This is a genomic window from Spirilliplanes yamanashiensis (genome assembly GCF_016863475.1).
Taxonomy (GTDB): Bacteria; Actinomycetota; Actinomycetes; order Mycobacteriales; family Micromonosporaceae; genus Spirilliplanes; species Spirilliplanes yamanashiensis.
In genome coordinates this window covers 165,279-190,890 of record NZ_BOOY01000030.1, presented here as the reverse complement: position 1 = coordinate 190,890, position 25,612 = coordinate 165,279, and the positions used below count along the sequence as shown (strand labels likewise).

Below are 25,612 nucleotides of genomic sequence, written 5' to 3'. Positions count from 1 at the left end.
GCGCGCCTCATGCTGTGCGGTCGGTCCGGCCGCCCCACAACGACGTTCCGTTCAGCGGAAGCCCTTGTCACCGGCCGTCCCCGGCCTCCATCCAGCGGAAGGATCCGCCGCCGGCGACCGGCCCGCGGCGCTACCATCCGCGGACGCCGGCGGCCGGACGAGCCGGCCCGTCCCACGTCGAGGAGTGGTCAGTGGGGGTGCCACCGTGACCATGACCGAGTCCGACCGCCGGCTGATCCGGGCGTCCCAGACCGACGACGTCTCGCGGTGCACCCTGACCCGGCTCACCGAGGCCGAGTACGCGAACCTCTCCGCCCGCAAGGGCGTCGCCGTCTACGAGCACCGGAACCGGTACTGGCGCAACTCGGAGCGGTTCGGCTCGCTGCTGGCGGTGCCGATCCACTGGATGATGGAACTGACGCCGGACCAGGTCACGTTTCCGCGCGGGCACACGCTGGCGATCAAGGCCAGGGTCACCGAGCCCGGCGAGAACAACGGCTCGTTCCACCTCTACGTCATCGACCCCGCCGCGTACGGCTTCGACAGCATCCACAAGGGCGCCCGCAAGAACATCAGGCGCGCGTGCCGGGCCGGCGTCACGGTCGAGCTGGCCACCCCCGAGCTGCTCGAACGCGAGGGCTACGAGGTGACCGCCGCCGCCCTGAAGATGAGCGGCTACCGCAAGCCGCCGACGCGCAGGGACTACGTCCGCAGACTGCACGACGACACGTTCTTCGGCGGCCGGGGGCTCGTCCTGGCGGGCATGGTGCACACCCCGCGGGGCCGGCGGCTGGGCGGGATCATGACCGGCTCCGCCATCGGCACCGTCGCGAACGCCGACGACATCTACACCGCCCCCTGGGCCCGGGACACGAACGTCGGGCCACGGCTGGTGTACAGCTTCATCGAGGCCTGCCAGCGCACCGCCGGCATCGACACCATCCTGTACGGGCGGGTGTCGAACGACGAGGACCTGGAGGCGTTCAAGAGCAGGATGGGTTTCCCGGCGGCCGTCGTGCCGGCCAAGGTGGTGCTGCGGCCGGGCGTCCGCCAGGTGGTGAACCTGTTCCGGTCGACCGGCGCGTTCACCACCTTCCACCAGCGGCTGTACGGACCCCGGTGACGGGCGCGGCGGTCAGGCATTGCGGTAGAGCTCCGCGAGCTTCACGCGCTGCTCCAGCTCCGCCAGCTCCGCGGCCCGCTCGTGCGTCGCGGACAGCTGCGCGGCGCCGGCCGCGTCGACGAGCGTGCCGACGGACGTGGCGATCGCGCCGGCCATGGACGACGACGTGACGGCCCAGGTCTTGATCGACTGGTCCGGGTACATGGTCAGCTGGACCTTGCGGTCGTGCCACCACCGGCCGTCCAGCGAGATGACGTCGTAGTAGCTGTAGTCGTCGACGACGTCGAGCGTGACGGCGTCGGCCCGCAGCTCCCACACCTCGGCGCCGTCCTCGCCCTCGGACCGCTGGTAGACGCCCACCCGCACCGGCCGCGGCCGCCGCATGACGATGCCGTCCGTGGTCTCCAGCGCGGGCGTCTGCGGCTTGTCCCAGTTGCGCACGGGGTCGGCGACGGCGACGAACGCCCCGTACCGGTCGGCCACGTCGGCCCAGGCGGCGGGGACGTTGACGGCGTCCGGCCCCATCCGCCGCGGCAGCTCGCCGGCCTTCTTCTTCAGCGTGACGAGGTCCTCGACGGCCAGCTCCACGCCGGCCGGGTCGCCGACCCCGGCGTGCTGCGCGATCCATTCGCGCCGGAGCCGGTCCACGGCGGCGGCCTCCCGCCGCAGCGCCCGCAGCGCCTCCCCGGAGGCGACCACGTCCGCGGCGGACGAGCCGGGCGCCGCCATGGCGGCCAGGTGGTGCTCGATGCGCCCGTCCAGGGCGGCGAGGGTGTCCGCGAGGCCCTTGTGCCGGTCGGCCCACAGCTCCTCGAGCGACCGCGGCTCCGGCTGCCGCCGGAACGCCAGGAACTGCGGTCCCGGTTCGTCTCCGCGCCGAGCGACTCGTCAGTGGTGCGGGGTGGGGCGGTAGACCAGTTCCTGGATGTGGCCGTCGAGGGTGCGGGACTCCAGCAGGTCGAGGTCGAAGTCGGCCGCCCCCGCGAAGATCGGCTCCAGCCCGGTCGCGCCGGTGATCACCGGGAACAGCGTCACCTGGAGCCGGTCGACGAGCCCCGCGGCCAGCAGCGCCCGGTTCAGCGACAGGCTGCCGTGCGAGCGCAGCGGCACGTCCGAGTCCTGTTTGAGGCGGGCGACGACGTCGGCGGCGTCGCCGTGGGCGATCGTCGCGTCGGGCCAGTCGAGGGGTTCGGTGAGGGTGCTGGACACGATCGTGGCGGGCATGGCGCGCATGCGGGTGACCCACGGGTCGCGCACCTCGGACTCCTCGGTGCTCTCGGCGAGCATCCGGGCGAACAGGCGGTAGGTGGCGGCGCCGAAGACCATCCGCTGGGGTTCGCTGTACAGGGCGAGGCGGTGGTCGAGCAGTTCGGGGCCCTGCCTGCCCCAGTAGCCGGTCCAGTCGCCGCCGGCGGCGCCGTAGCCGTCGAGGCTGGTGAAGATGTCGAACGTGTAGGTGGCGGGCACGGCGTCACCGGGCCCGGACCGCGCGCCGCACCGGGGCCGGCAGGGCCGATCCGGTGAGGACCGCTGCCGCCGCGGTGGTGGCTTGGCGGCGGGCCGTGGCCTCCAGCGGGCCGAACGGGGAGCCCGCGGGGCGGCACACCGTGCCCCGGGCGGGCAGGCGGGTGGTGACCAGGTACGTGGTGACGTGCTGGTCGACGCAGAAGTTGCCCGCGCTGAAGAAGGCGGTGTGGCCCCAGCCCGCGTAGGTCAGCAGCCGGGAGTTGGGCAGCAGCCGGGACGCGACGACCGCGCCCTGGTAGCGGGTGGCGGGGTCGTAGTGGTTGCCGACGATCAGGACCGGCGACGAGGTCCGCGCCGTCCACGGCCCGAGGTGGCGGTCCTGGCCGGCGCCGCGCGGCCACGGCCGGCAGATGCCGGAGGCCCAGGTCCACAGGCGGCCGAAGTAGCCGTACCGGCGTTCGGCGGTGTCGGCGGCGCGCTGGTAGGCGTGGAAGGAGCGCGGGTTGACGCTGTCGGAGCAGGCGACGCCGGGGAAGCCCTCGACGACGTTCGGGTACGGCTCCGGCGGCGCGGCGGCGAGCCCGAGGCCGGCCCGGACCGTGGCGAGGCGGCGGCCCACGACCGTGGCCGAGGCCTGCCGTTCGAGGTCGCGCAGGAACATCGCGAAGTCCGGCCAGGAGCCCGGGCCGTACAGCGCGCCCAGCGAGATGCCGATGAGGTCCTGGTAGGTGAACCGGAACGTCTCGCCGGTCTCCGGGTCGGTGACGGTGACGGGCTGCCGGCGCAGGCGCTGGGCGAGGGCGGCGTAGCGCCGGTCGGCGCGGCCGGCGAACGCGCAGTCGGCGCGGGCCGCGTCGCACAGCCGGAAGAACTCGCCCAGGGTGGCCTGGGCGCCCTGGTCGCTGCGCAGCCGGGTGCTGAACGGCACGGTGCGGGCCTCGGCGCCGCGCCCGGTCGTCCACGCGATCGGGTCGAGGACGCCGTCGACGACGAGGGCGCGGACCCGGCCGGGGAACAGGTTGGCGTAGGTCTGGCCCAGCATCGAGCCGTAGGAGAAGCCGAGGTACGTCAGCTTCGGGTCGCCGAGCGCGCGGCGCAGCAGGTCCATGTCGCGGGCGGCGTCGGCGGTGGACATGTGCGCGAGGATCGGGCTGCCGCGCCGGGCGCAGGCGGCGGCGAGCCGGTCGTCCGCCGCCCGCTGCACGTTCTCCTCCGCGGTCGTGACGGGGAACGGGAACGGCGGCAGCACGTCCAGCGCCTGGTCGAAGGTGTCGAAGCAGCGCAGCGGGGTGCTGCGCAGGATGCCGCGCGGGTCGAAGCCGACGATGTCGAACCGGGCGCGCAGCTCCAGCGGGAGCAGCCGGGCGACGTCGCGGACCACGTCGACCCCGGAGCCGCCCGGGCCGCCGGGGTTGATCATCAGGGAGCCGATGCGCTGGGCGGGGACGCCGGCGGGCAGCCGGATCACGGAGATCCCGATGGCCGGGCCGTGCGGGCGGTCGTGGTCCAGGGGGGCGGACAGCGTGCCGCACTGGAAGCCGTCCCGGCACGCCGACCAGGACACCCGCGGCGCCGTGCCGGCTGCGGCCGGTGCCGCCGGTTGCGCCGCTGCCGCCGGTGTCGCCACCCAGGCCGCGGGCACCACCCCCACCGCGAGGACGACGGTCGTGACGAGGGCGCGGCGGAGGACGCGACGCGCCGGGATCCGAGTGTGCATGGCCACCTCGCAGGATGCGGTGCCGGTGCCGAAGGGGCGCTGGGCAACCCCGGAACGTACTCGCCGCCATCGATGAACACCAGGCATGTGTCACCGATCCGCCGCGGACGGTACGGTCCACCGATGAACCGCACCGCGTTGGTCACCGGGGCGTCGTCCGGCATCGGCCGGGCCACGGCCGTCGCGCTCGCCGGCCGTGGATACCGCGTCATCGGCACCAGCCGGCACCCGGAGGTGATCGCGCCGGAGCAGCGGGTCGCCGGCGTCGAGTACGTCGCGCTGGACCTGTGCTCGGACGACTCGATCGAGGGCCTGGCGGACCTGCTCGCCGGCGTGGACGTGCTGGTCAACAACGCCGGCGAGAGCCAGTGCGGCCCGCTGGAGGACCTGCCGCTGGACGCGGTGCGTCGGCTGTTCCAGATCAACGTGGTCGGGCCGGTCCGGCTGGCGCAGCTGGTCCTGCCGGGCATGCGCGAGCGCGGCCACGGCCGGGTGGTGATGATCGGCTCGATGCTGGCGTCGTTCCCGCTGGCCTACCGGTCGTCGTACGTGGCGGCGAAGGCGGCCCTGAAGGGCTTCAGCACCGGCGCCCGGCACGAGTTCTCGCCGTTCGGGGTGTGGCTGACCACGGTGGAGCCGGGCTCGATCCGCACCGGCATCAGCGAGCGCCGCACCGCCTACGTCGCCCCCGACTCGCCGCACCGCCGCGACTTCGAGACGATGCTGGCCGCCCTGGACCGCAACGAGCGCGCCGGGACGCCGCCGGAGCGGGTGGCCGCCACCGTCGTCGCGGCGGTCGAGGCGCGGCGGCCGAAGCCGCGGTACGCCGTCGGCAGCAACGCCCCGGTGGTCTTCGCGGCGCGCCGGTTCGCGCCCGCCGCCCTCGTCGAGAAGCTCACCCACCGCCGGCACGACCTGCGCCGCTGAGCGCGCGGATCGGCGCGCGCGGGTCAGCGGGCGGCGTCGGCCGCCCAGGCGCGGACCGGGCCCTCGATGCGCAGCGTCACGGCGGTGCCCGGCTCGTCGCGCGCGCCGTCGTTGAGGCGCCGGGACAGCACCCGGGTGCCGTCGTCCAGGCCGACCACCGTCACCGAGTCGTGGCCGTGGAAGTCGTGGCGCAGCACCCGGCCGGTGATCCCGCCGGGGGCGGTGTCGCCCGCCGGGGTCAGGCGCAGCTGTTCCGGCCGGACCAGCACCGTCACCGCGCCCGGGTCGCCCGCCGCGCCGGCGCCGACCACGGGGGCCTCCCCGGCGGCCGTGCGGGCGCGGCCGCCCGTCACGGTGCCGGCGAGCAGCATCGCGTCGCCGACGAAGCGGGCCACCCACGGGTCGGCGGGGGCGGCGTACACGTCGGCGGGGGCGCCGTCCTGGACGACCGTGCCGCCGCGCATGACCACGACGTGGTCGGCGAGCGACAGCGCCTCGCCCTGGTCGTGGGTGACCAGCACGGCGGTGGCGCCGTCGGCGCGCAGCGCGGCCCGGACGTCCTGCCGCAGCTCGGCGCGCAGGCCGGCGTCGAGGGCGCTGAACGGCTCGTCGAGCAGGATCAGCGGGGGCCGCGGGGCGAGCGCCCGGGCGAGCGCGACGCGCTGCTGCTGGCCGCCGGAGAGCTGGTGCGGCATCCGGCGGTGGTGGTCGGCCAGCCCGACGAGGGCGAGCACCTCGTCGACGCGGCCGGACCGGCGGGCCGCCCGGTCGAGGCCGTAGCCGACGTTGTCGGCGACCGACAGGTGCGGGAACAGCGCGCCCTCCTGCGGCACCAGCGCGACCCGGCGGCGGTGGGCGGGCAGGTGGACGCGGGGCCCGGCGACGAGGGCGCCCGCCACCCGGATCTCGCCGGCGTCGAGGCGTTCCAGGCCGGCGACGCAGCGCAGCAGGGTGGTCTTGCCGCAGCCGGACGGGCCCAGCACGGCGACCAGGGCGCCCTCCGGCACGGACAGGTGCGCGCCGGCGAGCGCGGCGACCGGGCCGTACGCCTTGCCGGCCGCGGTGACGTCGAGGGCGGTCATCGGGTGCCTTCCTGCGAAGCGAGCGCGCCGGTGCGGGCGGCGAGGAACCAGGTGGGGATCGCGGAGAGGGCGACGAGCAGGGCGGCGTACGGCGCGGCGGCGGCGTACGCGGCGACGCCGGTGTGCGTCCACAGCTCGGTGGCCAGGGTGTCCATCCCGGTGGGGCGCAGCAGCAGCGTGGCCGGCAGCTCCTTCATGCAGGTGAGGAACACCAGGGCGGCGCCGGCGGCGATGCCGGGCACGGTCAGCGGGACGGTGACGGTGGCGAGGACCCGGGCGGGGGAGCGGCCGAGGCTGCGCGCGACGTCCTCGAGCACCGGCGGGGCCTGGGCGACGGCGGCGCTGACCGCGGCGACGGCCAGCGGCAGGAACAGCACCGCGTAGGCGAGGGTGAGCAGCCAGCGCGTCTGGTACAGCGGGTAGGCGACGTTGACGCCGAAGAACACCAGCGACAGGCCGATGACGACGCCGGGCAGCGCGTGCGACAGGTAGCTGAGCCCCTCGGCGCCCGCGGCGAGCGGCCCGGGAGCCCGGGCCACGAGCAGGCCGATCGGCAGCGCGAGCAGCAGCGTCAGCGCGGCGCCCGCGGCGGAGACGGTCAGCGAGTTGCCCGCGGCGGCGGCGATCTCCGGCAGGGAGCCGGGCCGCGACACCCCGGCGGCCAGCCGCCGGGCCAGGTTGAGCGCGGGGACGCCCAGCGCGAGCGCGGCGACGACGGCCAGCAGCAGCGCCGCCGGCAGGCGCGCCGGGCCCAGGCGCAGCCGGGTGTGCGGGCGGCGCGCCCCCGCCCCGACAGCGGCGTACCGGGCGTCGCGGCGGCGGGTGGCCCCCTCGCCGACCAGCAGCACCGTGGTGAGCGCGACGAGGACGGTGGCGAGCACCAGCGCGCCGGTGCGGTCGAAGCCCAGGTCGAACGCGGTGAAGATGGCGGCGGTGAACGTGTCGGTGCGCAGCAGGGCCACGGCGCCGAAGTCGGACAGCACGTACAGCGCGACCAGCAGCGCGCCGCCGGCGACGGCCGGTCGCAGCTGGGGCAGCGTGACGCTGCGGAAGGTGCGCCACGGGTTGTGCCCCAGCGACCGGGCGACGTCCTCCTGCGCGGCGTCGGCGCGGTCCAGCGCCGCGACGACCGGCAGGTACACGTACGGGTAGCTGCACAGCGACAGCACGACGGCGGACGCCCAGAAGCCGGTGAAGCCGTCCAGGGTGGACACCCAGGTGAACGCGGCGATGTAGGTGGGCACGGCCAGCGGCAGCGCGCCGAGCACCGCGAACAGCCGGCGGCCCGGCAGGTCGGTGCGGCCCACGAGGAAGGCGGTGCCGACCCCGAGCACGACGCAGGCGGCGGTGACGACGGCCGCCAGCGCGACGGTCCGCGCGGTCAGCACGGCGACCCGGCCGGTGAACAGCTCCTCGGCGATCCGGCCGGCGCCCGCCTCGGCGGTGCGCACCAGCAGGTAGACCAGCGGCAGCAGGGCCACCGCGAGGGCGATCGCGGCGAGGCCGAGCAGGACCGGCCGGGGCGCCCAGCGGCGCGCCGTGCGTCGCCACGCCGGTGCGGCGGGCGCCGCGGTGGGCGCCCGCCGGACCGGGGTGGCCGAGCTGGTCAGGGGGTGAGCCCCGATTCCTTGATGAGCGCGATGCTGGCCTCGAGGGTCTCGAGGTCGTTGAGGTCGATCGCGGGCGCCTTGAGGTCCGCCAGCGCCGGCACGTACGCCGGCGCCGGGGCCCCGGCGACCACCGGGTACTCGAAGGTCTCCTCGGCGAAGTAGGTCTGCGCCTCGGCGCCGAGCAGGTAGTCGACGAGGGCGCGCGCGTCCGGGTCGGTGGCCGAGCGCTTGAGCACGCCGACGCCGGAGACGTTCACCATCGCGCCGCTGTCGCCCGGGGTGAAGAAGTGCAGCTTGGCGTTCAGCTGCTCGGGGGTGACGCCGCGCTCCTTGGCGATCTCGCCCAGGTAGTAGTGGTTCACCAGGCCGGCCGGGACCTTGCCGGCGTCCACGTCGGTCACGATCTCGATGTTGTTGGCGCGGATCTGGGCGTCGTTGGCCTTGAGCGCGGTGAAGAACTCCTTCGCCTTCTGCTCGCCGTGCTGCACCCGGACGGCCGTGACGAACGCCTGGAACGACCCGTTCGTCGGGGCGACCGCCACCTTGCCCTTCCACGCCGGGCCGGTCAGGTCGAAGACCGACGCGGGCAGGTCGGCGGCCTTGACCAGCGCCGGGTTGTAGACGAGCACGCGGGACCGGGCGGTGACGCCGACCCAGTTGCCGTCCTCGGCCCGGTAGATCGCCGGCACCTTCGCGGTGGCCTCGGCGGGCAGTGCCGCGAACATGCCCTTCTTGTTGACGGCGCCGAGCGCGCCGGCGTCCTGGGCCAGGAAGACCTCGGCCGGCGAGCGGTCGCCCTCCTCCGCCAGCTGGGCGGCCATCTGGGCGGTGGTGCCGTAGCGCGCCTGCACGGCGATGCCGGTCTGCTGGCTGAACTTGTCGAGCAGCGGCTTGACCAGGGTCTCGTTGCGCCCGCTGTACAGGACGATCGTCTTGTCGTCGGGCTCGCTGGCGGGCTCGCCGCCGCCGCAGGCCGCGAGCGCGAACAGCAGGGCACCGCCGAGCGCCGCCGCGACGGCGGGCCTCAACCGGGAGGGGGACACCGGCATTACCTCCTACGTGGCCGGGGCGGGATTGAGCTGAAGTTAGCAGAGGCTAACCTCAGGTCAAAGCCGCAGGTGACGGGGGTGAACACGGTCACCACGGCACGGCCGCGGGCGGGGCCGGGCGGCCGCGGCGCCGCCGGGCGCGCACGACGTCCGGCGGGCGCGGCCGGCGCGGCGCGGGGACGGCCCCGACGGGGGCGGCGACCCCGGCGGCGACCCCGGCGGCGGCGCCGGCGGCGGCCTGCGGGGTCCGCGCGCGGCGCCGGGCCAGTCGCGCGGTGACCCGGTCGACGGCGGCGCCGAACAGCACGCCGGCGGCGAGGGCGGCCACCAGCGCCAGCGGGCGCGAGTGATTCTCCAGCAGCGGGTACACCTGCCAGTGGGTCAGGTAGATGTAGAGCGAGCTGCCGGCCAGCGCCCCGGCCAGCCGGTTGACCGCGGCCGTGCTGGGCACCTGGGCCACCCACACCAGCAGGACGAGCCCGGCCGCGATGATCGACTCCCGCAGCGGCTGGCCGAAGTAGCCGATCAGGGCGATCGAGCCGGCCGCGGTGACCAGCGCCCGCTGGGCCGTGGTGGCCGCCTTGCCGGCCGCCCAGCCCAGCGCGAACAGCCAGAACAGGCTCGCCGGGGTGGTCATGTTGTCCATCGGCGACAGCGGGACGACGTCGTAGCGCACGAGCAGCCCGGCCCCCAGCAGCACCGCCGGCAGCAGGAACGGCCGGCGGCGTTCCCACCGGTCGGCCAGCGGGGCGGCCAGCGCGAGCAGCAGCGCCACCAGGATGTAGACGAGCGTCTCGATGAACCAGAAGTACCGCTCGCGGCCGGTGCGCGGCCCGATCGCCTCGTTGAGCAGCAGCGCGTTGCGCCAGTCGTAGTCGCCGAGGACGAACACGACGAACGCCAGGTAGGCGACGGTGGGCACGGCGATGCGGCCGATGGACGTGGCGAGGTGGCGCAGCCGCCGCCGGCGGTCCACGCCGGTGAGGTGGAACCGGGCGAAGTTGAAGCCCGCCACGGCCAGCAGCAGGTGCGCGCCGCCGCGGACGGTGAAGACGCCGATGTGGGTGCCGGCGATGAGCACGATCGCCGCGGCGCGCAGCGCCACCGACGTGTCGAGCCGCCGCCGCCGGGACCGGGCCGCGCCGGGCGGGGCCGGGGTCAGCTCGCGGATCGGCATGGTGTGCCAGCCGGCGGGCAGCCGGCCCAGGGCGGCCTCCAGGCGCACCGACACCTCGACGTAGGACAGCGAGTCGCCGCCGAGGGTGACGAACGAGTCGTCCGGCGTGACGCCGGGGCGGTCCAGCACCTCGGCGTACAGCGCGCAGAGGTCGGTGGCGGGCGCGGCCGGCGCGGGGGAGCCGGCGGGCGCGGCGGCGATGGCGGCCACGGCGGCCTGGTCGACCTTGCCGGACGCGGTGCGGGGCAGCCGCGGCGTCTCGACGATCCGCACGGCCCGCGCGGGCAGGGCGCACCGCTGCGCGACGATCCGGCCGAGGTGGGCCCGGTGGGCGTGCGCCTCGACGACGACGACCAGCTCGTCGTCGCGCGCCGCGCAGGCGGCCGGGACGCCGTCCAGCTCCAGCCCCGCCTCCACCCGCTGCAGGTCGATGCGCAGGCCGAACACCTTGGCGAACCGGCTGCTGCGGCCGACGATCTCGAACAGGCCGCCGGGGCCGCGCCGGGCCAGGTCGCCGGTGCGCAGCTCGCCGGTCACCCGGCCGAGGGCCAGGTCGGCGGGGCCGTGGGCGTAGCCCAGCATCACGTTGGGTCCGGTGTAGACGAGCTCGCCGACGTCCGGGTCGGGGTGGCCGTCGACCGGCTCCAGCCGCAGCGACCCGCCCGGGACGGCCACGCCGATCGCGCCCGGGTGGTCGGCGGCCAGCCCTGGCGGCAGGTATGCCATCCGCGCGGTCGCCTCGGTCTGGCCGTACATGACGACCAGGTCCCAGCCGGCGCGGCGGCCCAGCTCGGCGTAGTGGCGCACCCGCTCGGGCGCCAGCCGGCCGCCGGCCTGGGTGACGTAGCGCAGGCCGGGCAGCCGCATCGTGTCGAACCCGGCCCGGTCCAGCAGCGCGAACGTGTACGGCACCCCGGCGAAGCTGGTGCCGCCGGCCGCGCGGAACTGCTCCCAGAAGCAGGTGTCCGCGACGGACCTCTCGGTCAGGATCAGCCCGGCGCCGCGGACGAGGTGGCTGTTGAGCACGGACAGCCCGTAGCAGTAGTGCATGGGCAGGGTCGTCGCGGCGCGGTCGGTGTCGCGGATGCCGAGGTACTCGGCGATCGACTCCGCGTTGGCGCGCAGGTTGTCGTGCGACAGCCGCACCAGCTTCGGCGACCCCGTGGACCCGGACGTGCTCAGCAGCAGCGCCAGCTCCGGGTGCAGCTCGTGCGCCGAGCCGCGGCGGCGCTGGTCGTAGGTCCACCGCCCGCCGGCCGGCCGCACCACGACGTCCGGGTCGTACGCGGCGACCATCGCGGCGATCACGGCGTCGTCGGCGGGGACGAGCAGGACGGGGTGCCCGGCGGCGAGTGCGCCGAGGTACGCCACCACGGCGTCGACCGTGTTGCCGCCGGCCAGCAGGACGAGCCGCCGGCCGGGGCCGAGCCGGCGGGCCGCCCGGGCCACCCGGGCAGCCAGGTCGCGGTAGGTCAGCTCGCCCCGATCCGTCACGATCGCCACCCGGTCGCCGAATCCGGCCAGGTCACGGCCCAGCGGGGTGAGCGTTTCACGATCATGAGGCGGCGCCATGGTGCGACCATAAGGGGAGGCTGCCCTTACCTCCAAGTAGCCGGTCGCGGGGTGGATCACCGCGCCAAGATCCACCCATTTGGCACGAAGTGGATCGTGCGCGACCGCCGGGTCCGATTTAGCGTCGGCACGAGCATCGAACGATCTCGATCAAGGAGGAGCCGATGAGATCGAAGCTGGCCGCCGTCGCCGTTGCCGCCGCGCTGGCCGGGGGAGTCGTCGTCGCGTCGCCGGTCGCCGCCACGGCGGGGACCGCCCCGTCGCCGGTGGCGACCGCGGCGCTGACCTCCGCGATCCCCGCGAACCTGGTCCCCGCCCGGCCCAGCCCCCAGGAGGTCCGCCGCGCGCTGGCGCGCATCGCGCGGGACAGCGACGGACGGGTCCGGCTCGGCACCATCGGCCGCACCAACGAGGGCCGCCCGATCCGGCTCGCCACGGTCGGGTACGGCCCGACCCGGCTGCTCTACGTCACCCAGCAGCACGGCGACGAGCCGCTCGGCACGCCCGCCGCGATCCGCGCACTGTGGACCCTCGGCGTGCCGCGCACCGCGTGGCACCGCTGGCTGCTCAGCCGGGTCACGATCGACGTCGTCGTGCAGGCCAATCCGGACGGCGCCGTGCGCAACCAGCGCTACAACCACGACCCGGACGCGAGCGGCCCCTACACCGAGCCGGGCGTCGGCTACGACATGAACCGGTTCCACAACCCGCTGACGCCCGTCGCGGACAACCCGGTGCCGGAGTCCCGCGCGATCCTGCGGCTGTGGCGCGCCACCGAGCCGCGGATCGTCGTCGACTACCACATGCAGGGCCGCTACCGGCAGCCCGACGGGCGGGAGACCACCGCGTCCATCCTGTGGCCGACCAGCCCGCTGGCGAGCAGCGCGGCCGTCACGGCGGGCCGCCGGCTGGCGGTGCGCAACTACGACGCGATGACGTACGTCGCCCGCGCCAACGTCACCCGCTACCCCGGCGGGGACTACGAGGGCATCGCCCGGAACGCCTACGGCATCCTCGGCAGCGCCAGCCTGCTGGTCGAGCTGTCGGACCTGCCCGAGGACCGGACCGAGTTCCAGATCCGCACGGCGTACGTGTCGATGCTCGCCACCGCCCAGGGCGCCGCCGACCGCTCGATCTGGCGGATCGACCCCGCCCGGGCCGACGCGATCCCGGAACGCGGCCCCGCCATCCCGGACGCGCCCGCCGAACTCGCCCGGGCCGACGCCGCCTGACGCCCGACGCCCGTGCCGCCGCCCGCCCCCGGGACACCGGGCCGGGCGGCGGCGCCGGCCACCGACATCCCGGACACCGCCCCGCTGGAGGCGATCGCCGTGCCGCCTGCCCCGCCCACCGACGCCGACCTCGACACCCTCATCCGCGCCCGGCTCGCCCTGGCCGGCATCGACCTCGACCAGCTTCCGCCCGGCACCCGGCCGGACCCGGTGACCGGGTCGCCCGGCCGCGACACCGTGCTGGCCTCGCTGCGCGCGTTCCTGCGCGGCACCGTCACCACGCTCAGCGCCTACCAGCTGCCCGTGCCCGCCGGCACCGACCCGGCCCACGTCGTCCCGCTGTCGCAGCAGCGGGCGCCCCTGCTCTACCCGTCGATCAGCACCGCCTGGCGGGCGTCGTGACCGCCGCGGCCGGCCCCGGGCCGGTGGACCGCCTGGTCGACCGGCGCTCGTTCCTGGTGCGGGCCGCCGCCGTCGCGGGAACCACCGCGGCCGGCGCGGCCGCCCTGCCGTCGATCGCGTACGCGGGCGCCCCGGCGCAGCCGCCCGGCGGGTTCCGGGGCACCCGCGGCACGCCGTACCGGCCGCCGCGGCCCGAGGCGCTGCGCGACATCACCGAGCTGACCATCGCCGAGGCGGCGTGGCTGATCCGCGCCGGCCGGCTCGACCCGGAGCGGCTCGTCGAGGCGTACCTGGACCGGATCGGCGTCGTCGAGCCCGTCTACCAGGCGTTCAACCTGGTCGCCGGCGACCGGGCCCTCGCCGAGGCGCGGCGGCTGGGCCGCCGCGGCCCGCGCACGCCGCTGCGCGGCATTCCGCTGGCTGTCAAGGACAACTACTGGACGGCCGGGCTGCGCACGACGGCGAACTCGTACCTGTTCCAGGACTTCGTGCCGCCGTCCGACGCGACCGCGGTGGCCCGGCTGCGGGCCGCCGGCGGCATCGTGCTCGGCAAGACGCAGATGGGCCCGCTGGCCACCACCCGCGCCACCGCGCCCAACGGGGTCATCACCACCGTCAGCGCGTGGGCGCCCACCGACCCGTCGGTCGACCCCGGCGGCTCGTCCACCGGCTCCGCCACCGCGGTGGCCGGCCGGCTGGCCACCTCCGGCACCGGCACCCAGACCGGCGGGTCCATCACCGGCCCGTCGAACGCGCAGAACCTGACCGGCCTCAAGCCCACCATGGGCCGCGTGTCGCTGTACGGCATCATCCCGCTCAGCTACACCCGCGACCATCCCGGCCCGCTCGCCCGCGACGCCATGGACGCCGCCATCATGCTCACCGCGATGGCCGGCCCCGACCGCCGCGACCCCCGCACCCAGGGCCTGCCGCCCGTCGGTGACCTGGTGGCCGCCGCGACGCCGGTGCGCGCCAACCGCCGGCCGCGGCTGCGCTGGCGCACCCGCGTCGGCGTCATCCCCGGGTACACCGCCGGCGCCACGCCGACCGCCGCGGCGCGCCGGGCGTTCCTCGCCGCGCTCGACGCCATCCCCGGCGCGAGCCTGGTCGACGTGCCGCTGCCCGCCGAGTGGGAGCTGCTGACCGGCCCCGAGTTCAACAACGTCCGGCTGCCCGAACGCAGCGAGCCGTTCAAGCCGTACCTGCGCACCGACCTGCGCGCGTTCGGGGTGTCGGTCACCGGCTGGCTGCAGGGCGCGCTGCTCGGCGCCGACGAGTACCTGACCGGCCAGCGCGCCAAGCTGGTGCTGCTGGAACGGGTGCTGGACCTGTTCGACCGGTGCGACGTCGTCGTGCAGACCGGCCCGCTGCCGTTCGACATCATCGGCCTGCCCGAACTGGCCCTGCCGATCGGCTTCACCGCGGCCGGCCTGCCGATCGGCACGATCCTCGGCGCACCGCCGTACGCGGAGGACCGGCTGCTGGCCGTCGCCGCCGCCTACCAGGACGTCACCGACTGGCACCTGCGCCGCCCGGCCGACCCGCCGGCCACCGCGGACGGCCGCGCGCCGCGCACCGCCCGCCGCGACTGGCGCACCGCGACCGCCGCCGCGCCCGACCCCCGCCGGGGCCGGCTGACCGCCGAGGAGGTCGTCCGCCGGATGCAGTGACCGCCGGCCGCGGCCGGGCTCACAGCCCGGTCGTGGTCGCGGTGGTGTCCCGCGCGAGCTGCCGCGCCGAGTTGACCAGCGGCTCGTGGCTGAACGCCTGCGGGAAGTTGCCCACCTGCCGCCGGGCCCGGGGGTCCCACTCCTCGGCCAGCAGCCCGACGTCGTTGCGCAGCCCCAGCAGGCGTTCGAACAGCGCCACCGCCTCGCCGGTGCGCCCCAGGCCGTGCAGAGCGTCGACCAGCCAGAAGCTGCACGCCAGGAAGGCGCCCTCGTCGCCGGGCAGGCCGTCGACGCCGCTGTCGGTCCGGTAGCGCAGGACGAAGCCGTCCTCGCACAGCTCCCGCTGCACGGCGCGGACGGTCCCGGCCACCCGCTCGTCGCGCCACGGCAGGAACCCGACGCGGGGGATCAGCAGCAGCGAGGCGTCCAGTTCGGAGCCGCCGTAGTACTGGGTGAACGTGCCGCGGCCGGGGTCGAAGCCGTTCGCGCACACGTCGGCGTGGATCTGGTCGCGCAGGGCGTGCCACCGCTCGGCCGGCCCGTCCAGGCCGAACTCGGCGACCGAGCGGGCCATCCGGTCCACCCCGGCCCAGGCCATCACCTTCGAGTGCACGAAGTGCCGCCGCGGGCCGCGCACCTCCCACAGCCCGTTGTCGGGGTCGTCCCAGTGGCCCTCCAGGTAGTCCATCAGGGCCTTCTGCAGGTCCCACGCGTCCGCCGACGCCGCCAGGCCCGACGCGCGCCCGAGGTACAGGCCCTCCAGCACCTCGCCCCAGACGTCGAGCTGGAACTGCCCGGCGGCGCCGTTGCCGATGCGCACCGGCGCCGAGTTCTCGTACCCGCGCAGCCACGGCAGCTCGTACTCCGGCAGCCGGCGGGTGCCGTCGAGCCCGTACATGATCTGCAGGTCACCCGGGGAGCCGGCCACCGCGCGCAACAGCCAGTTGCGCCACGCCGTCGCCTCGGTGACGAAGCCGCTGCCGAGCAGCGCCTGCAGGGTGAACGTGGCGTCGCGCAGCCAGCAGTACCGGTAGTCCCAGTTGCGCACGCCACCGATGTGCTCCGGCAGCGAGGTGGTGGCCGCCGCGGCGATGCCGCCGGTCGGGGCGTACGTCAGTCCCTTCAGGGTGACGAGGGACCGGCGCACGGCCTCCTCCCACCCGCCGCGGTACGTGCACGACCCCATCCAGCCCGACCAGAACGACTCCGTTTCGGCCAGGGCGTCCGCCGCGTCGACCGGTGTCGGGGCGGGCAGGTGCGACGGCGCCCACATCAGCACGAACGGCACCCGGTCGCCCGCCTCGACCTCGAACTCCGCCCACGTCGCCTCGTCCTGCCCGTGCAGCGCGACGGGGGTGCGCAGCCACACGGCGTCGGGCCCGGCCACCGCCGTCAGCATGCCGTCGACGTGCCGCACCCAGGGCACGACCGACCCGTAGTCGAAGCGCAGCCGCAGTTCGCTGCGCATCCGGACCCGCCCGCTGACGCCCTCGACGATGCGCACGACGTCCGCCGCGTCGCCGCGCGGCGGCATGAGGTCCACCACCCGCACGGTGCCGTCGGGCCCCTCCCACTCCGTCTCCAGCACGAGGGAGTCGCCGCGGTACCGGCGGCGGGTGCACGTGCCGCCCGCCGCCGGGCCGATCCGCCAGTGGCCGGCGTTCTCGTCGTGCAGCAGCGCCGCGAAGCACGCCGGGGAGTCGAACCGGGGCAGGCACAGCCAGTCGATGGAGCCGTCCCGGCCGACGAGCGCCGCGGTGTGCAGGTCGCCCAGCAGGGCGTAGTCCTCGATCAGGCCGGCCATCAGGCGTCCGCCCGCAGCAGCGAGTCGGCGGGCCCGGTGCTGCCGGCCGGGTACTCCAGCAGCGGCACCGCGCCCGAGCGCCACGCCGCCAGCACCGGGTCGACGATCCGCCAGCACTCCTCGGCGGTGTCGCCGCGCACCGACAGCGTCGGGTCGCCCTCCAGGACGCCGCGCAGCACCTCGCCGTACGGCGGCAGGTCGCCCGGCCCGAACTCCGCATCCAGCGTCACCGGGTCGAGGACGAACGGGTCGCCGGGACCGTTGATGCTGAAGTCGAGGTGCAGCCGGTCGGGGCCGAAGCCGATGCGCAGCCGGTCGTGCCGGTTCCAGCCGGTCAGGCCGTCCGGCACCCGCTGCGGCGGCTTGAACGTGATCACCGCCTCCTTGCGGGTGGCGCTCAGCGCCTTGCCGGACCGCAGCCGGAACGGCACCCCGGCCCAGCGCCAGGTGTCCACGGCGACGACCAGCTCGGCGAGGGTCTCGGTGCCGCGCGCGGGGTCCACGCCGGCCTCGTCGGCGTACGCGGGCAGCTGCCGCCCGTCCACCGCGCCGGCCGCGTACCGGGCCCGCCGGCTGCACGCCGCGGGGTCGTCGTCCCACAGCCGGGTGGCGCGCAGCACCTGCGCCTTGCGGTCGCGGAACTCCCGGGCGTCCAGGGTGGGCGGCGCCTCCATGACGAGCAGCGCCAGCACCTGCAGCAGGTGGCTCTGGATCATGTCGGCGAGGGCGCCGGCCCTGTCGTAGTAGCCGGCCCGGCCCTCCAGTGCGAGGCTCTCGTCGAAGACGATGTCGACCGACTCGACGTGCGCGGAGGACAGCAGCGGTTCGAAGATGCGATTGGCGAAGCGCAGGCCGAGGATGTTCAGCACCGTGGACTTGCCGAGGAAGTGGTCCACCCGGTGGACCTGGTCCTCCGGGACCAGCCGGCTCAGCAGCTCGTTGAGCTGCCGTGCGCTCTGCGCGTCCGTGCCGAAGGGCTTCTCCAGGACCAGCCGGGTGCCGGCCGGCACGCCGATGTCCGCCAGCACCGCGCACGCGGCGGCGGTGACCGCGGGCGGCAGCGCGAAGAAGATCGCGACGCGGCCCTCGCACGCCGCGAGCAGCCGCCGCAGGTCGTCGGGGCGGGTCACGTCGGCCCGCAGGTAGCGGGCGGTCCCGGCCACCCGCGCCACGGCCGGGTCGCCGCCCGCCGCGGCGAACGACTCGGTGACCCGGCTGCGCCACCGCTCGTCGTCCCAGTCGTCGGTGCCGCTGCCGACCAGGGCCAGGCCGGGCGCGGCCCCGCCGGCCAGCAGCCCGGCCAGGCCCGGCAGCAGCAGCCGCGCCGTCAGATCGCCGCTCGCGCCCAGGACGAGCAGCGTCTGCACCGAGTCAGTGGTCATGCGGGTTCCCCGATCCGTCGGTTGTGGGTCGGTCCTCTTGTTCACCTGATCGCCCGCGTTTCATGCCTCCGGGCGGCGTCCGGCGCGATCCGCCGATCGACTGACGGGCCTCCGGCAGGCACCTACAGTGAGCCGCATGGCGCCCAGGTCAGCACCCCGGCCGGTGGTCCTGCTGGTGCTGGGCGGCCTGCTCGCGGGCGCCCTGATCCACCTCACCCGCCCGGCGGCGCCCGGATCGCCCGCGCCGGTGGCGGGCACCCCGGTCGCGGTCGCCCCGGCGGAGAGCCGGCCGTCGCCGGCGTCGCCGCCGGCCTCGTCGACGCGGCCCTCGGTGCGGGTGACCGATGGGCCGTCCGAACCTGCGGCGACCCGCGCCGCCACGCGGCCCCCGAAGGCTCCGGCGGTGCCGGGCTGGCGGCTGGTGTGGGCCGACGAGTTCGACGACACCGTCATCGACCGGGCCCGGTGGAACGTGCGCGACGGCGAGGGCCGCGACGTCGACCTCGGCTGCAACGTGGCGAGCCCGCGCAACGCCTTCGAGCGGGACGGCGTGCTCGTCATCCGGGCCCTGCGGGAACGCGTCCGGTGCGGGTCGCAGACCCGGTCCTACACCGAGGCGTACCTGGACACCATCGGCAAGGCGTCGTTCACGTACGGGCGCTTCGAGGTGCGGGCGAAGTCGCCGACCGTGCCCGACGGCTCGCAGGGGCTGTGGCCCGCGTTCTGGCTGCGCCCGGACGACGGGGGCAAGGGCGAGATCGACGTGGTCGAGCTGCCCGGCGGCGCCGCCTACCACCGCGCCGCCACCCAGGCGATCTTCTACGACTACACGCCGGTCAAGCAGGACAACCGGCACACCCTCACCACCGGGCACCCCGCCGACGGGTTCCACACCTACACCACCGAGTGGGAGCCCGGCGAGCTGCGCTGGTACATCGACGGCGTGCCGGTCTACCGGCGGGACCGCACGACGACCCCGTGGTTCGCCGAGGCGTTCAGCCGGCCGTTCAACCTACGGCTCAACGTCCAGGTCGGCGGCTGGCTCGGCGACCCGGACGCCGCCACGCGGTTCCCGGCCGACTTCGTCGTCGACCACGTCCGGGTCTGGCAGCGGTGAATCCCGCCGCTTGAGGTTTTCGCCCTGCGACATCGGTCGCTCTCGGTAATCGGACATCGGTGCCGTACCCGGTCGACTGGACCCGCAATTGCACCTGTATGCAGCTGAAACGGTGTCATTCCCTCCCCCTTCCGGCCCATGCTTCGCCCCGCCACGCTCACTTAGCGTTGATGTCAGCTGTGTCGACCGGCGCGGCGGGACGCACTCGCGGGGGAGGGGGTCGTGGCGATGGCGGACGACATCACCGACACCACCGACGTCACCGACCCGCGCGACCGCCGGGACGGCATCGGCTGGGTGACCCGGGCGATCTTCCCCGACGCGCGGCTTCGCCTGCGGGTGCACCGCGGTCCCGCCGCCACGCCCGCCGGGCAGCGGGCGATGGCGCGGTACGCCGTCGTGCCGTCGCTGGAGCACGCCCGGTTCCTGCTGCCGCTCGCCTCCCGCCGGGTCGCCGCGGCGTCGACCATCGCCTACAACGCGCTGCGTCCCGCCCGCGTGCGGCTCAACCGGCTGGCGGTGGGCGTCCTCGCCGCGCTCGGCGGCACCGGCCTGGCCGGCATGCCCGTCCTGACGGTGTCCGCCCCCGACGGCGCGGACCTGCGCGAGCTGCTGCTCACCGAGGAGCTGGGCGCGCTGCTCGGCGTCCCGCTGCACGCCGCGATCGGGGTGCGCCCGCCGGACCCGCACCACAAGCCCACCCTGCAGCTGTTCGACGACCACGGCCGGCCGCGCGGATACGCGAAGATCGGCTGGAACGACGCGACCCGCGCGCTCGCCCGCGCCGAGGCCGCCGCCCTGAGCGGGCTGCCCCGCGGCGGCGCCGGCCTGCCCGCGATCCCGCGGCTGCTGCGCGCCCTGGAGTGGGGCGACCGCGCCGTCACCGTCGTGGAGCCCATGCCCCGCAGCGTGCGCCGGATCAGCCGGCCGGACACCCCGCGCGTCGGCGCCATGCTGGCCGTCGCCCGCCGCGGCGGCCCGGCGGCCGCACCCGAGGCGCTCGGCGGCTCGGCGTACCTGGCCGGGCTGGCCGTTAGGGCCGAGCGGGCCGGCGGCCCGATCTGCGACCTGGTCGCCGCGCTCGACCGGCGCGACGGCGCCACCCTGCTGGAGTTCGGCGACTGGCACGGCGACTGGGTGCCGTGGAACCTCGGCGAGCACCGCGGCCGGCTCGTCGCGTGGGACTGGGAGAACCGGGGCGCCGGGGTGCCCGTCGGCTTCGACCTCGCCCACCAGGCCTTCCAGACGGCCCTGTCGCTGCGCGGCCTCGACGCCGCCGGCGCGGCCGCCCACATGGCCGGGCAGGTGCGCCGGCACGGGCCGCGCGCCGGCCTCGGGCCGGACCAGTGCCGCGCCGTCGCCGACGCGTACCTCGCCGAACTGTGGCTGCGCACCGCGGAGCTCGCGGCCGGGGGCGCCGGCTGGAACCCCCGCCTGCACCCGGCCCTGCTGCCGGTCCTGGCCGCCCGCCTGGACATCCGGCCGGCGACCCGGCCGGCCGTTCGGGGGGCCGGCCGATGACCATGCTGGACACGCCGCCCCCGGCGCGGGTCGCGCCGCCGGCAGCGGCCGCGCCGGCCGCGTCGGTCGCCCGCCGGGTCGTGCCGCACCGGCCGTGGGAGGGCCGGTACCTGCGCACCCTCGTGCTGGCCGACCTGGCGGCCGCGCTGCTGGCGACGGCGACCGGGTACCTCGTGCGGTTCGGGCCCGTCAGCGGCGGCCACACCCACCGCTACCTCGCGCTGTCGCTGCTGCTGCCGTTCTGCTGGCTCGCGGCGCTGTCGGTCGCCCGCGCCTACGAGACCCGGCTGCTGTTCGTCGGCGTCGGCGAGTACCAGCACACCCTGCGCGCGGGCGTCCGGCTGACCGTCGGCACCGCGCTGGTGTCGTACGCGTTCGACGCCCACGTGGCCCGCGGCTACCTCGTGGTCGTGCTGCCGCTGATGACCGCGCTGTCGATGACCGGCCGGTTCGTGCTGCGCCGCCGGCTGCACCGCGACCGGGCCCGCGGCGTGGCCGTGCGCCGGGTGCTCGCCGTCGGGCGGCCCGGCGCGGTCGCCGACCTGGCCCGCCAGCTGCGCCGCCGCCCGCACCACGGCCTGCAGGTGGTCGCGGCGTGCGTGCCCGACCCGGACGCAGCCGGCGACCTCGGCGACCTCGGGTACCTCGCCGATCTCGGCGTGCCGGTTGCCGGCGACATCGCCTCGACGGCCCGGTCCGCCACCCGGGCCGACGCCGACACCGTGATCGTGCTGTCGGTGCCCGAGCTCGACGGCCCCGGGCTGCGCCGGCTGGCGTGGGCCCTGGAACGCGACGACGTCGAGCTGATCATGGCCTCGTCGCTGCTCGACGTCACGGGCGACCGGATCGCGATCCGGCCGGTGGACGGCCTGCCGCTGATGCACATCGAGCACCCCCGGCTGTCCGGCGGGCGGCGCATGGTCAAGGGCGTCTTCGAGTTCGTCGCCGCGCTGAGCGTCCTGGCCGTCGTCGCGCCCGTCATGCTCGCGGTGGCGGTGCTGGTCAAACTGGACTCGCCGGGCCCCGCCCTGTTCCGGCAGGACCGGGTCGGCCGGCACGGCCGGGCGTTCCCGATGGTCAAGTTCCGCACCATGCACGTCGACGCCGAGCAGCGCCTCGCGCAGCTGCGCGCGGAGCAGGCGTCCGACGGGGTGCTGTTCAAGCTGCGCGCCGACCCCCGGGTCACCCGGACCGGCCGGTTCCTGCGCCGGTACTCCCTCGACGAGCTGCCGCAGATCCTCAACGTGCTGCGCGGGCACATGTCGCTCGTCGGGCCGCGGCCGCCGCTGGCCGCCGAGGTGGCGAACTACCCCGACGACATGCGGCGCCGGCTGGTGGTCAAGCCCGGCATGACCGGGCTGTGGCAGGTCAGCGGCCGGTCCGACCTGTCGTGGGAGGAGGCGGTCCGGCTCGACCTGCAGTACGTCGAGAACTGGTCGCTGTCGCTCGACCTCATGATCCTGCTCCGCACGGTCGTCGCCGTCGTGCGCGGCTCCGGCGCCTACTGATGACCACGACCCGGGAGGCCGCCCGATGACCACCATGCTGCTGGCCTCCACCGGCGGGCACCTGGCCGAGCTGCACGAGCTGCGGCCCCGGCTGGGCATCGGCGACGACTACTGCTGGGTCACCTTCGACACCCCGCAGAGCCGGTCGCTGCTGGCCGGCGAGCCGGTGATTCACGTGCCGCCCGCGACCAGCCGCGACGTGGTCGGCACGCTGCGGGACTACGTGGCGGCGCGCCGGCTGCTGGCCGGTGGCCGGTTCACCCGGGTGATCAGCACCGGGGCGAGCGTGGCGGTGTCGTTCTTCGTGCCGGCGGTCCGCGCGGGCGTCGAGTGCCACTACATCGAGAGCGCGACCCGCACGCACGCGCCGTCGCTCAGCGGCCGCCTCGTCGCGCGGCTGCCCGGCGTGCACCTGCACACGCAGTACGCGGCGTGGGCGGGGCAGCGGTGGCGGTTCGGTGGGTCGGTCTTCGACGGCCACATCGCCCGGCAGCGCCCGGCGCCGCGGCCCGTCGGCAAGGTCGTCGTCGCGCTGGGCACGCACGAGAAGTTCCGGTTCCCGCGGCTGCTGAGCTCGCTGGTGCGGATCCTGCCCGACTCGGCGGACGTGCTGTGGCAGGTCGGCTCGACCGAGATCCCGGGCATGCCGGCCGGCGCCCGCCGGCACGTCCCGCACGCGGAGATGCAGCAGGCCATGCGCGAGGCGGACGTCGTCGTCACGCACGCCGGGGTCGGCTCGGCGCTGGCGGCGATGCGCACCGGCAAGCGGGCGATCTACGTCCCGCGCCGGCGCCGGCACAGCGAGCACGTCGACGACCACCAGGTGGCCGTCGCGCGGGAGCTGGACACGCGCGGGCTGGTGCTGGCCCGGGAGGCGGACGAGATCACGGCCGGCGACCTCGCCGCGGCGGCGTCGTGGGAGGTGCGCTCGCGCAGCGCGGTCACGCCGTTCCGGCTCGGCGCGGCGTCCGGACGGGAGGAACGGGCAGCGGGGCTCGACCGGATCGCTTTGTAACACACCAAATGCGGGTCGGTCGGACCGATCGGCTGATGGCTCCTAAATGGGGCACCTCACACACTGAACATTCGCGCAACCGTTCTGGGGGCTATGTGGTTCAAGGGCTTACTCGTCGAGTCTCCCGCCGGCCGATCGGCGTGCTCGCCGCCATTGCCGTCGCCATCCCGACGTCCGTGTTCGGACTCACCGCGACCGCGGCGCACGCCGCACCGTCCACCCCGGTCACGAGCACCCTCGTCTCCGCCAACCCCGCCGACAACGTGCCGCACGCCCTGAACGGCGCCGCGTACGCGTTCGCGGAGATCGGCAACACGGTCTACGTGGGCGGCAGCTTCACCTCCGTCCGCGCCGCGGCCGGCACCGCGACGGCCCGCAACTACCTGTTCGCGTACGACCGCACCAGCGGCGCGCTGCAGACGTCGTTCGCGCCCGTCCTCGACGGGGCCGTGCAGGCGCTCGCGGTCACCCCGGACGGCCGGCTCGTCGCCGGCGGCGCCTTCCGCACCGTCAACGGCGTCGCCCGCCGCAACCTGGTCGCGCTCGACCCGGCCACCGGCTCGACGGTCACCTCCTGGGTGGGCCGCGGCGACGGCGGCCTCGTGCGCCGCCTGGTCGTGCGCGGCAACAGCCTCTACGTCGCCGGCGCGTTCCACTGGGTCAACGGCACCCAGCACTCGCTGCTGGCCCGGCTGAACGCCACCACCGGCGCGATCGACCCGACGTTCCAGATCGACGCGAGCGTCGCCCGCCGCGGCGCCGAGCTGGTCTGGGGCCTCGACGTCGCCCCCGACGGCCGGACGCTGGTCGCCGTCGGCAACTTCACCCGGGTCAACGGCCAGGCGCGCAACCAGGTCGTCCTCGTCGACATGTCGGGCACGCCGACGGTGGCGAACTGGGACACCCAGCGCTACGTCCCCCCGTGCGCCAGCACCACCTTCCCGTTCTACGCCCGCGACGTGGACTTCGCCGACGACGGCAGCTACTTCGTCATCGCCGCCGACGGCGGCCGGGGCACCGGGGCGTACTGCGACACCCTCACCCGCTGGGAGACCGGCGCGCGCGGCACCGCGCTCGACGCCACCTGGGTGCAGGACACGGGCCGCGACTCGATCACCTCGGTCGAGGCGGCGGACAACGTCGTCTACCTCGCCGGGCACTTCCGCTGGCTGAACAACGCCAACGGCACCGACAACCCCGGCGCCGGGGCGGTCGACCGGTACGGCTACGGCGCGCTGAACCCGATCAACGGCATGCCGATGGCGTGGAACCCGACCCGCAGCGGCGCCCCCGCCGGCACGGTCAGCTGGGGACCCGTGGTGTTCGAGCTGTTCCGCGGCGCGACCGGCCTGTTCGCCGGCTTCGACTCCGACGGGCTCGGCCGGGAGTACCACGGCCGGCTGGGCATGTTCCCGCTCGCCGGGGGCCGCACGGTCGCCGCGGTCAACGCGCCGTCGGCCACCCCCGGGTTCCTGTACCTGGGCGGCGGCGCCGCCGGCACGCTGACCAGGGTGCCGTTCGACGGCACCGCGCTGGGCGCCCCGGTGGCCGGCGGCCAGCCGAACATCGTCGCGCCCGGGGCGGCCTTCGCCCTCGGCAACCGGGTGTACTTCGCCCGCACCGACCGGACCGCGGGCACCAACGGCCAGCTGTGGGTGACGACGTTCAACCGGGGCGCGGCCGGCGCGCCGTGGCTGGGCAGCGGCTACAACGCCTGGTTCGGCGCGTCGAGCCTGACCGGCGCGTTCTACCTCGACGGGCGCATGTACTACACCGTCGCGGGCGACGACCGGCTGTTCGCCCGCTACCTGGAGCCGGACGGCTCCGTGGTCGGCTGCACCGCGTTCGTCGTGCCCACGCAGGGTGTGGCGTGGGGCTCCGTCCGGGGCATGACGTACGCCGCCGGCCGGATCGTCCACGGCACGACCGGCGGGGCCCTGCGGGCGGTGCCGTTCGCGGGCGCCTCCGTCGACGGCGCCGCCGCGGTCACCCTGGCCACCGGCTCGCCGGCCGCGGCCTGGTCGAGCCCGACGCTGTTCTACGCCACGTCCTGACGCGGTGAGCCCGCGGGCCGCCGCCGCCCCTTCCGGCGGCGGCGGCCCGTCGGTGCCTGTGCCGGTCGTCACGTCCCGTAACAGCACGTCCGTGCCTGGTTCGGCTCGTTCGGGCGTTCCGCACTGGAAATGCGGTCAAATCAGCACACGTTCGGCCGATGTAGCCACTTCGTCGATTACCGA

General features: G+C 75.7%; 19 protein-coding genes. 10 read left to right on the top strand and 9 right to left on the bottom strand.

Going from position 1 to position 25,612, the window contains the following annotated elements:
- Positions 1–205: 205 nt before the first annotated feature.
- Entirely contained in the window at positions 206–1,123 is a 918-nt protein-coding gene (locus tag Sya03_RS21765) for a GNAT family N-acetyltransferase (protein WP_203940205.1), read from the top strand.
- Positions 1,124–1,135: 12 nt separating this feature from the next.
- On the opposite strand, the gene Sya03_RS21760 is transcribed toward Sya03_RS21765, so the two are convergent.
- The 3 genes from Sya03_RS21760 to Sya03_RS21750 all read right to left on the bottom strand — a co-directional run bounded on the left by Sya03_RS21760 (position 1,136) and on the right by Sya03_RS21750 (position 4,307).
- Positions 1,136–1,852, bottom strand: a complete 717-nt coding sequence (locus tag Sya03_RS21760; RefSeq protein ID WP_203940204.1) for a hypothetical protein — start codon at positions 1,850–1,852, stop codon at positions 1,136–1,138.
- A gap of 159 nt (positions 1,853–2,011) precedes the next feature.
- Complete coding sequence (locus tag Sya03_RS21755) at positions 2,012–2,590, bottom strand: dihydrofolate reductase family protein (RefSeq protein WP_203940203.1); 579 nt, start codon at positions 2,588–2,590, stop codon at positions 2,012–2,014.
- Between the two features lie 4 nt (positions 2,591–2,594).
- The gene (locus Sya03_RS21750) at positions 2,595–4,307 is read right to left on the bottom strand and encodes an alpha/beta hydrolase (RefSeq protein WP_203940202.1); all 1,713 of its coding nucleotides are present in this window, start codon (positions 4,305–4,307) and stop codon (positions 2,595–2,597) included.
- 123 nt (positions 4,308–4,430) lie between these two features.
- Here Sya03_RS21750 and Sya03_RS21745 point away from each other — a divergent pair, with 123 nt between their 5' ends.
- Entirely contained in the window at positions 4,431–5,234 is an 804-nt protein-coding gene (locus Sya03_RS21745) for an SDR family oxidoreductase (RefSeq protein ID WP_203940201.1), read from the top strand.
- A gap of 23 nt (positions 5,235–5,257) precedes the next feature.
- Here the strand turns inward: Sya03_RS21745 and Sya03_RS31730 are convergent, their stop codons facing one another.
- From Sya03_RS31730 to Sya03_RS21725, 4 genes are all read right to left on the bottom strand, one after another.
- Positions 5,258–6,316, bottom strand: coding sequence for an ABC transporter ATP-binding protein (locus Sya03_RS31730; protein WP_203940200.1), 1,059 nt, complete (start codon positions 6,314–6,316; stop codon positions 5,258–5,260).
- Positions 6,313–7,827 (bottom strand): ABC transporter permease, encoded by a 1,515-nt coding sequence (locus Sya03_RS21735; RefSeq protein ID WP_203940242.1) that lies wholly within the window; start codon positions 7,825–7,827, stop codon positions 6,313–6,315. The genes Sya03_RS31730 and Sya03_RS21735 overlap by 4 nt, the downstream gene beginning before the upstream one ends.
- Before the next feature lie 95 nt (positions 7,828–7,922).
- Entirely contained in the window at positions 7,923–8,975 is a 1,053-nt protein-coding gene (locus Sya03_RS21730) for an iron ABC transporter substrate-binding protein (protein ID WP_203940199.1), read from the bottom strand.
- Between the two features lie 88 nt (positions 8,976–9,063).
- Entirely contained in the window at positions 9,064–11,724 is a 2,661-nt protein-coding gene (locus tag Sya03_RS21725) for an AMP-binding protein (protein WP_203940198.1), read from the bottom strand.
- 164 nt (positions 11,725–11,888) lie between these two features.
- Here Sya03_RS21725 and Sya03_RS21720 point away from each other — a divergent pair, with 164 nt between their 5' ends.
- The 3 genes from Sya03_RS21720 to Sya03_RS21710 are packed head-to-tail and all read left to right on the top strand — an operon-like array spanning position 11,889 to position 15,028.
- The gene (locus tag Sya03_RS21720) at positions 11,889–12,956 is read left to right on the top strand and encodes a M14 family zinc carboxypeptidase (protein WP_203940197.1); all 1,068 of its coding nucleotides are present in this window, start codon (positions 11,889–11,891) and stop codon (positions 12,954–12,956) included.
- A 12-nt stretch (positions 12,957–12,968) separates the two neighbouring features.
- Positions 12,969–13,358, top strand: a complete 390-nt coding sequence (locus Sya03_RS21715; RefSeq protein WP_239107746.1) for a hypothetical protein — start codon at positions 12,969–12,971, stop codon at positions 13,356–13,358.
- Complete coding sequence (locus Sya03_RS21710; protein ID WP_239107745.1) at positions 13,355–15,028, top strand: amidase; 1,674 nt, start codon at positions 13,355–13,357, stop codon at positions 15,026–15,028. The genes Sya03_RS21715 and Sya03_RS21710 overlap by 4 nt, the downstream gene beginning before the upstream one ends.
- Positions 15,029–15,047: 19 nt before the next feature.
- Here the strand turns inward: Sya03_RS21710 and Sya03_RS21705 are convergent, their stop codons facing one another.
- Together Sya03_RS21705 and Sya03_RS21700 are read right to left on the bottom strand one after the other, a co-directional pair.
- Positions 15,048–16,832, bottom strand: a complete 1,785-nt coding sequence (locus Sya03_RS21705) for a glycoside hydrolase family 15 protein (RefSeq protein WP_203940196.1) — start codon at positions 16,830–16,832, stop codon at positions 15,048–15,050.
- Positions 16,832–18,214 (bottom strand): glucose-6-phosphate dehydrogenase, encoded by a 1,383-nt coding sequence (locus tag Sya03_RS21700; protein WP_203940195.1) that lies wholly within the window; start codon positions 18,212–18,214, stop codon positions 16,832–16,834. The genes Sya03_RS21705 and Sya03_RS21700 overlap by 1 nt, the downstream gene beginning before the upstream one ends.
- Before the next feature lie 136 nt (positions 18,215–18,350).
- Here Sya03_RS21700 and Sya03_RS21695 point away from each other — a divergent pair, with 136 nt between their 5' ends.
- The 5 genes from Sya03_RS21695 to Sya03_RS21675 all read left to right on the top strand — a co-directional run bounded on the left by Sya03_RS21695 (position 18,351) and on the right by Sya03_RS21675 (position 25,429).
- The gene (locus Sya03_RS21695; RefSeq protein ID WP_203940194.1) at positions 18,351–19,331 is read left to right on the top strand and encodes a glycoside hydrolase family 16 protein; all 981 of its coding nucleotides are present in this window, start codon (positions 18,351–18,353) and stop codon (positions 19,329–19,331) included.
- A 240-nt stretch (positions 19,332–19,571) separates the two neighbouring features.
- Complete coding sequence (locus Sya03_RS21690) at positions 19,572–20,852, top strand: hypothetical protein (protein WP_203940239.1); 1,281 nt, start codon at positions 19,572–19,574, stop codon at positions 20,850–20,852.
- Positions 20,849–22,360 (top strand): sugar transferase, encoded by a 1,512-nt coding sequence (locus Sya03_RS21685; protein WP_239107744.1) that lies wholly within the window; start codon positions 20,849–20,851, stop codon positions 22,358–22,360. Before Sya03_RS21690 ends, Sya03_RS21685 begins: the two co-directional genes overlap by 4 nt.
- A gap of 25 nt (positions 22,361–22,385) precedes the next feature.
- Positions 22,386–23,375 (top strand): glycosyltransferase, encoded by a 990-nt coding sequence (locus Sya03_RS21680; RefSeq protein WP_203940193.1) that lies wholly within the window; start codon positions 22,386–22,388, stop codon positions 23,373–23,375.
- 140 nt (positions 23,376–23,515) lie between these two features.
- Positions 23,516–25,429 carry a delta-60 repeat domain-containing protein gene (locus tag Sya03_RS21675; protein ID WP_370872044.1) on the top strand — a complete coding sequence of 638 codons (1,914 nt, stop codon included), beginning with the start codon at positions 23,516–23,518 and terminating at the stop codon, positions 25,427–25,429.
- The last annotated feature ends 183 nt before the right edge of the window (positions 25,430–25,612 follow it).